This is a genomic window from Streptomyces sp. NPDC020801 (genome assembly GCF_044334385.1).
Lineage (GTDB): Bacteria > Actinomycetota > Actinomycetes > Streptomycetales > Streptomycetaceae > Streptomyces.
In genome coordinates, this window is the sequence record NZ_JBIRST010000058.1 from 1 (window position 1) to 7,189 (window position 7,189).

The following is a 7,189-nucleotide window of genomic DNA, read 5'->3' on the forward strand; positions in this document are numbered from 1 at the left end:
GCAACGCCACCAACGACGACGAACACGCCGTGTCCACCGTGACCGCCGGCCCCTCCAGACCGAACGTGTACGACACACGCCCAGACGCGACACTGCCGGAGCCTCCTGTGGTCAGGAGACCTTCGACGCCTTCGGGGAGCTCGCGCGGGCCCTGGCCGTAGTCGTGGTACATCAGGCCGGCGAAGACTCCGGTCCGGCTGCCCCGCAGCGAGGCCGGGTCGATCCCCGCGCATTCGAACGCCTCCCACGTGGCCTCCAGCAGCAGCCGCTGCTGCGGGTCCATCGCGAGCGCCTCACGCGGCGAGATCCCGAAGAAGGCGGCGTCGAACTCGGCTGCCTCGTGCAGGAAGCCGCCCTGTGCGGTGTACGTGCTGCCGAGCCGCTCGGGGTCCGGGTCGTACAGCGACTCGATGTCCCAGCCACGGTCGTCGGGGAATCCGGAGATGCCGTCCCGGCCGGCCGCGACCAGCCGCCACAGGTCTTCCGGCGAGCGCACCCCGCCCGGGAGACGGCAGCTCATACCGACGATGGCGATCGGTTCGTCGGCCGTGGTGTCCGTGGACTGCCGCACCGCTGCCGTGACCTGCGGTGCCTCGCCGAGGAGTTCGGCGGCGATGTGGCGTGCGAGGGCGGCGGGGGTCGGGTGGTCGAAGACGAGGGTGGCGGGCAGGCGCAGGCTGGTTCCGGAGGAGAGCCGATTGCGCAGTTCGACGGCGGTCAGGGAGTCGAAGCCGAGGTCCTGGAAGGCGTGCGCGGGCTGGATCGCGCGGGGCGAGGAGTGCCCGAGCACGGCGGCGACCTCGGACCGGACGAGTTCCAGGACGGTCTCGTCGCGCTCGTCACGGGTCAGTCCGGCGAGGCGGGAGGCCAGTGTTCCGGTGGTGGCGCGCTGGGCGGTGCCGCGAGTGGTGGTACGGGCGAGCCCACGCAGCAGGGCCGGTACGGGTCCGGCCGTCGGGGCACGCAGGGCCGTGGTGTCGAGGCGGACCGGTACGAGCACGGGCGCGGCCGAGGCGAGTGCGGAGTCGAAGAGCCGCAGGCCGTCCTCGGTGGACAGCGGCAGCACGCCCGAGCGCGCCATCCGCGACCTGCCGGCCCCGTCGAGGGCGTCGGCCATGGCGCCTTCCTGCTCCCACAAGCCCCAGGCCAGCGAGACCGTGGGCAGACCCCGGCCCCGGCGGTGCCGGGCGAAGGCGTCGAGGAAGGCGTTGGCTGCCGCGTAGTTGCCCTGGCCGGGGTTGCCGAAGACACCGGCGGCGGAGGAGAAGAGCACGAATGGCGTGTCTTCACTGGTCAGTTCGTGCAGGTTGAGCACGGCATCGGCCTTGGGCCTCAGCACGGTGTCCAGGCGCTGTGGCGTGAGCGAGGCGAGCACGCCGTCGTCCAGTACGCCGGCGGTGTGCACGACGGAGTGGACCGGCGTCACGGCCAGGACCCGGGCGAGTGCGTCGCGGTCGGCGACGTCGCAGGCGGCCCAGGTCACCTCGGCGCCGTGCGCGGTGAGTTCGGCCTCCAGGGCGGCGGCGCCGGGGGCGTCCGCGCCACGGCGGCTGACCAACAGCAGTCGACGCACCCCGTGTTCGGTCACCAGGTGGCCGGCGACGGTGGCGCCGAGCGCTCCGGAGGCGCCGGTCAGCAGGACGGTGCCGAGCTCGGGGGCGCAGGCTTCCGGATCCGGGGGTGCCGCCCGAGTCAGGCGGGGCACGCGGGTCTCCCCGTCGCGGACAAGGACATGGGGTTCGCCGGAGCGCACGATGCCGGGTACGAGCGTCGGCACGTCGGCCCGGCCGTCGGTTTCGAGCAGCACGATCCGGTCGGGGTTCTCCGCCTGGGCGGAGCGCACCAGACCGCCGGCGGCGGCGTGGGCGAGGTCGTCGCAGCGTGCCACCAGGACCAAGCGCGAGGCCCGTTCCCCGGCCGACCACCGCTGGAGCAGCCGCAGCACCTCGGCGGTGACCTCGTGGACCCGCTCTGCCTCGGACGCCCCGTCCGGTCCGTCCGGGCAGGGAACCACGACGACGTCCGGCTGCGAAGCGTCGTCGATGTCGCTCAGCGACCGGACGTCGGATGCGTACGCGACCACCGTCCCGTCCGCGTCGGACGGCAGCGACAGCGGCGTCCACTCCACGGTGAACATCGCGTCCTCGGAGCGCTTGCGGAGCTGTTCCGCCGAAACGGCGCGCAGCGTCAGCGACTCCACGGACGCGACCGGCTCACCGGTGGCGTCGGCCAGCAGCAGTGACACCGTGTTCCTACCGGTTCGTGCCAGCCGTACGCGTACGGTCGACGCCCCCGTCGCGCGGACGGACACGCCGGACCAGGCAAACGGCAGCAGGGGGCCGTCCGCTTCGGTCACCAAGGTGCCGTCTGCGCCGATCGCGTGCAGCGTCGCGTCCAGCAGCGCCGGGTGCAGGAGGAAGGAGCCGACGTCCAGGCCGTCGGGCAGGGCGACTTCGGCGAAGACGTCCGTACCTGCGCGCCACGCGGCGCGCAGGCCGCGAAACGCCGGCCCGTAGACCAGGCCGAGGCCGGCGAGCCGTTCGTAGAAGCCGTCGAGGCCGACCGGCTCGGCGCCCTCGGGTGGCCACACCGTCAGCGCCCGGTCGGCCGGGGCTCCCGGGCTGTCGGTGACGAAGCCGGTCGCGTGCCGGATCCACGGCAGGTCGGTGTCGTCCTCGGGGCGCGAGTGCACGGTCAGCGGCCGCCGGCCGGAGCCGTCGTCCGCGCCGACCCACACCTGGACCGCGACGCCGCCCTGCTCGGGCAACACCAGGGGCGCTTCGAGGGTGAGGTCCTCCAGCGCTTCGCAGCCGGCTTCGTCGGCACCGCGCACCGCGAGTTCGACGAACGCGCTGCCCGGCAGCAGCACGGTCCCGAGGACCGCGTGGCCGGCCAGCCACGGGTGCGTACGCAGCGACAGCCGCCCGGTCATCAGCCGTTCGTCACCACCGGCAAGAGCGACGACGGCGCCCAGCAGGGGGTGACCGGCGGAGCCGAGGCCGGCCGCGCGCATATCGCCGGGCGCGGCCGGTGGGGCATCGAGCCAGTAGCGCTCGTACTGGAAGGCGTAGGTGGGCAGTTCGACGCGCCGGGCCGCGGGGAAGAAGGCGGCCCAGTCCGGCGAGAGGCCGCGCGTGTGCAGTTCGGAGACGGCGGAGACGAGGGCCGCGCGCTCCGGGCGGTCGGCGCGCAGTACCGGGACCGCGAGCGTTTCGGTGTCGTCCAGGCAGCCTTGCGCCATACCGCTGAGAACGCCGCCGGGGCCGATCTCCACGAAGGTGGTGACACCGTGCTCGTGCAGGGTCCGGACTCCGTCGGCGAAGCGGACCGCCTCGCGGGCATGACGGACCCAGTACTCGGCGGTGTAGGTGTCGACGAACCGGCCCGTGACGTTGGAGACGACCGGGATCTTCGGCTTGTCGAAGGTCAGACCGCGCAGGACGTCGGCGAAGTCGTCGAGCATGGGGTCCATCAGCGGCGAGTGGAAGGCGTGACTGACGTTCAGCAGGGAGGTCTTGCGGCCCTGCTGGGCGAAGGCCGCCGCGATGGGCGCGACGGCATCCTCGGCACCCGAAATCACCACGGACTGTGGTCCGTTGACGGCCGCGATGCTCACCTCGTCGGTGAGGTGCGGCAGGATCTCGTCCTCGGTGGCCTGCACGGCGACCATCGCGGATCCACCGGCGGGCAGGGCCTGCATCAGCGCGGCACGCGCGCAGACCAGCTTCGCGGCGTCCTGCAGCGACAGCGCCCCGGCCACGTACGCGGCCGCGATCTCGCCGACGGAGTGACCGGCCACGTAGTCGGGCCGGATGTCCCAGGACTCCAGGAGCCGGAACAGGGCCACTTCGAGGGCGAAGAGGGCGGGTTGGGCGATCCCGGTCCGGTTCAGCTCCTCCGAGTCGACGTCGATCGCGGCGCCGAGACACTCACGGACCTCGTCGTACGCAGCCGCGAACACGGGGTACGCGGCGTAGAGCTCGCGTCCCATGCCCAGGCGTTGCGAACCCTGTCCGGAGAAGAGGAAGCCGACGCGGCCCGCGGTACCGGAGCGGCCGCGCACCAGGCCGGGGGCGGGGGATCCGGCGGCCACCGCGCGCAGTCCCTCGGTGAGCTCCTGAAGGGTCTCGCCCTGCACCACCGCGCGGTGCTCCAGGGCCGTGCGGGTCGCGGCGAGCGAGAACGCCACGTCTTTCAGGGGGGCTTCGTCGTCCAGGTGGGAGAGCAGGCGTTCGGCCTGCGCGCACAGAGCTGCTTCGTCCTTGCCGGACAGCACCCACGGCACCGGCCCGCCCTCGGCCGGAAGGGCGGCCACGACGGCTGCCGTCGTGGCGGCCTCGCCGCCCTCTTCGGGCCCTCCGGTCTCTTCGAGGGCCCCGGCCGGCGGGGCTTCCTCGATGATCGTGTGCGCGTTGGTGCCGCTGATCCCGAAGGACGAGATCGCGGCCCGGCGCGGCTGGTCCGAGGCCGGCCAGGCAACGGGCCCGGTCAGCAGCCGTACCGCGCCGACCGACCAGTCCACATGCGGCGACGGCTCATCGACGTGCAGTGTGGGCGGCAGCTGGCCATGGCGCATGGCCATGACCATCTTGATGACTCCGGCCACACCGGCGGCGGCCTGCGTGTGCCCGATGTTGGACTTGATCGATCCCAGCCACAGCGGCCGTTCTGCGGACCGCCCCTGACCGTACGTCGCGAGCAGGGCCTGTGCCTCGATCGGGTCGCCCAGCCTCGTGCCCGTGCCGTGTGCCTCGACCACGTCGACCTGGGCCGTGGTCAGCCGGGCGGCGGTCAGGGCCTGACGGATCACCCGTTGCTGGGACGGGCCGTTGGGGGCGGTCAGGCCGTTGGAGGCGCCGTCCTGGTTGACGGCGGATCCGCGGACCACCGCGAGCACTTGGTGACCGTTGCGGCGGGCGTCGGAGAGCCGTTCGACCAGCAGCAGGCCGGCTCCCTCGCCCCAGCCGGTGCCGTCGGCGCCGGCCGCGAACGCCTTGCAGCGGCCGTCGGGCGCCAGTCCGCGCTGGCGGCTGAAGCCGACGAAGGTGGCGGGGCCGGCCATCGCGGTGACCCCGCCGGCCACGGCCAGCGAGCACTCACCGTTGCGCAGCGACTGTGCGGCCAGGTGCAGGGCCACCAGCGACGACGAGCACGCCGTGTCCACCGTGACCGCCGGGCCTTCGAGACCGAAGGTGTAGGCCACCCGGCCGGAGGCGACACTGCCCGAGGTGCCCGTGCCCAGGTAACCCTCGAGGTCTTCCGGGGAGTTCTGCAGGGCGGCGAGAAACTCGTGGTTCATCACACCGGCGAACACGCCGGTCCGGCTCCCCGAGAGCGCGGAGGCGTCGATGCCCGCCCGCTCGAAGAGTTCCCAGGAGGTCTCCAGCAGCAGCCGCTGCTGGGGATCCATCGCGAGCGCCTCGCGGGGCGAGATCCCGAAGAGGCCGGCGTCGAACTGCGCCAGGTCGCTCAGGAACGCGCCCTCGCGGGCGTAGCTGGTGCCGCGGTGTTCCGGGTCCGGGTGGTGGAGCGCGTCCAGGTCCCAGCCGCGGTCGGCGGGGAACTCCGTGACGGCGTCCCGGCCGGTGGAGACCAGCTCCCACAGGTCCTCCGGCGAGCGGACGCCTCCCGGGTAGCGGCAGCTCATCCCGATGATGGCGACCGGCTCCCCGGCGGCGTCCTCGTGCTCACGAAGGCGCCGCCGGGTCTCCTGAAGATCTGCGGTGACTCGCTTCAGGAAATAGCGGAGCTTGTCCTCGTTCGCCACCGAAATCGTCCCTCACCCCTGGGCAGACTCACCGGAATTCGGCAGGGTAGAACCGGGACGCCGTAATCGTCAGGAGATCCCGAATTCCTTGCCGAGCAGATCGAACACTTCGTCGTCCGTGGCCGATTCCAGATCGCCGCTGATTCCAAGGTCTTCCGGCGCGTTGCCGGATCCCCCGGCAACTGCCAATACACCCTGGAGCTTTGACACGATCCGGTCGCGGGCATCGCCCGGGGCCACCTTCGCAAGCAATTCTTGTTCGAGCCTGTCCAGGTCGGCAAGTAGGGATTCCACTAGGACCGGTTCGGCCGCCGACGCCGTCTCCGCGAGCACATGCCGGGCCAGGAGAGCGGGCGTCGGATAGTCGAAGACCAGCGTCGCGGGCAGCCGCAGCCCGGTGGCCTTGTTCAGCCGGTTGCGGAGTTCGACGGCCGTCAGCGAGTCGAAACCCATTTCCTGGAAGGCGTGTTCCGGCTGGAGTGTGCTGTGCGAGGCGTGACCCAGGACCGCGCCAGCCTCCTCCCGTACCAGGTCCAGGACGACCTTGCCGCGCTCGCCCTTCGGCAGGTCCGCCAGGCGGGTTGCCAGCGAGGACGCGGAGGGTGCGGCCGCGGGCCGTTCGCTCCTGCGGGAGGGGGCCGGCGTCAAGGACCGGAGCACCGCCGGGGGTTCGCAGTTGCGCAGTGCGCCGGTGTCGATGCGGACCGGGGCGAGCACCGCCTCGTCCGAGGTCAGCGCCGCGTCGAACAGTCGCAGCCCCTCCTGCGAGGACAGCGGCAGTACGCCGCTGCGCGCCATGCGCGCCCGGTCGGCCTCGGCCAGACTCTCCGTCATCGCGCCGGGCTGCTCCCACACCCCCCACGCCAGCGACGTGGCGGGCAGGCCGTCACGGCGCCGGCGGGAGGCGAAGGCGTCGAGGAAGGAATTCGCCGCAGCGTAACTCGCCTGTCCGGCGCTGCCGAAGATTCCGGCGACGGAGGAGAAGAGGACGAAGGCGGACAGGTTCATGCCCCGGGTGCACTCGTGAAGATTGAGTACGGCGTCCACTTTCGGCCGGAAGACCTCTCGCATTCTTTCCGGAGTGAGCGCGGAGACGACTCCGTCGTCGAGAAGGCCCGCGGTGTGCACGACGGCCGACAGCGAGTGGCCGTCGAGCTTGTCCAGCATTGCGGATACGGCTTTTCGGTCCGCCATGTCGCAGGCCGCCCAGGTCACTTCGGCGCCCCACTCGGTCAGCTCGGCGGTCAGCTCTGCCGCTCCGTCGGCCTCCGCTCCCCGGCGGCTCGCCAGCAGGAGTCGGCGTACCTTGTGCTCGGTCACCAGGTGCCGGGCGACGAGTCCGCCGAGCGCCCCGGACGCGCCGGTCACCAGGACCGTGCCTTCTCCGAGGTCCGGCCTGCCCGCGACGGCCCCGGGCAGCTT

Annotated in this window: 2 protein-coding genes; both read right to left on the reverse strand. The window is 72.4% G+C overall.

Going from position 1 to position 7,189, the window contains the following annotated elements; genetic code table 11:
• A partial coding sequence (locus tag ACH4UM_RS41470) for an SDR family NAD(P)-dependent oxidoreductase (protein ID WP_398191774.1) occupies positions 1–5,767 on the reverse strand: 5,767 nt, incomplete at its 3' end.
• 69 nt (positions 5,768–5,836) lie between these two features.
• Positions 5,837–7,189 (reverse strand): type I polyketide synthase (locus ACH4UM_RS41475; protein WP_398191778.1); only part of this gene is annotated, 1,353 nt, incomplete at its 5' end.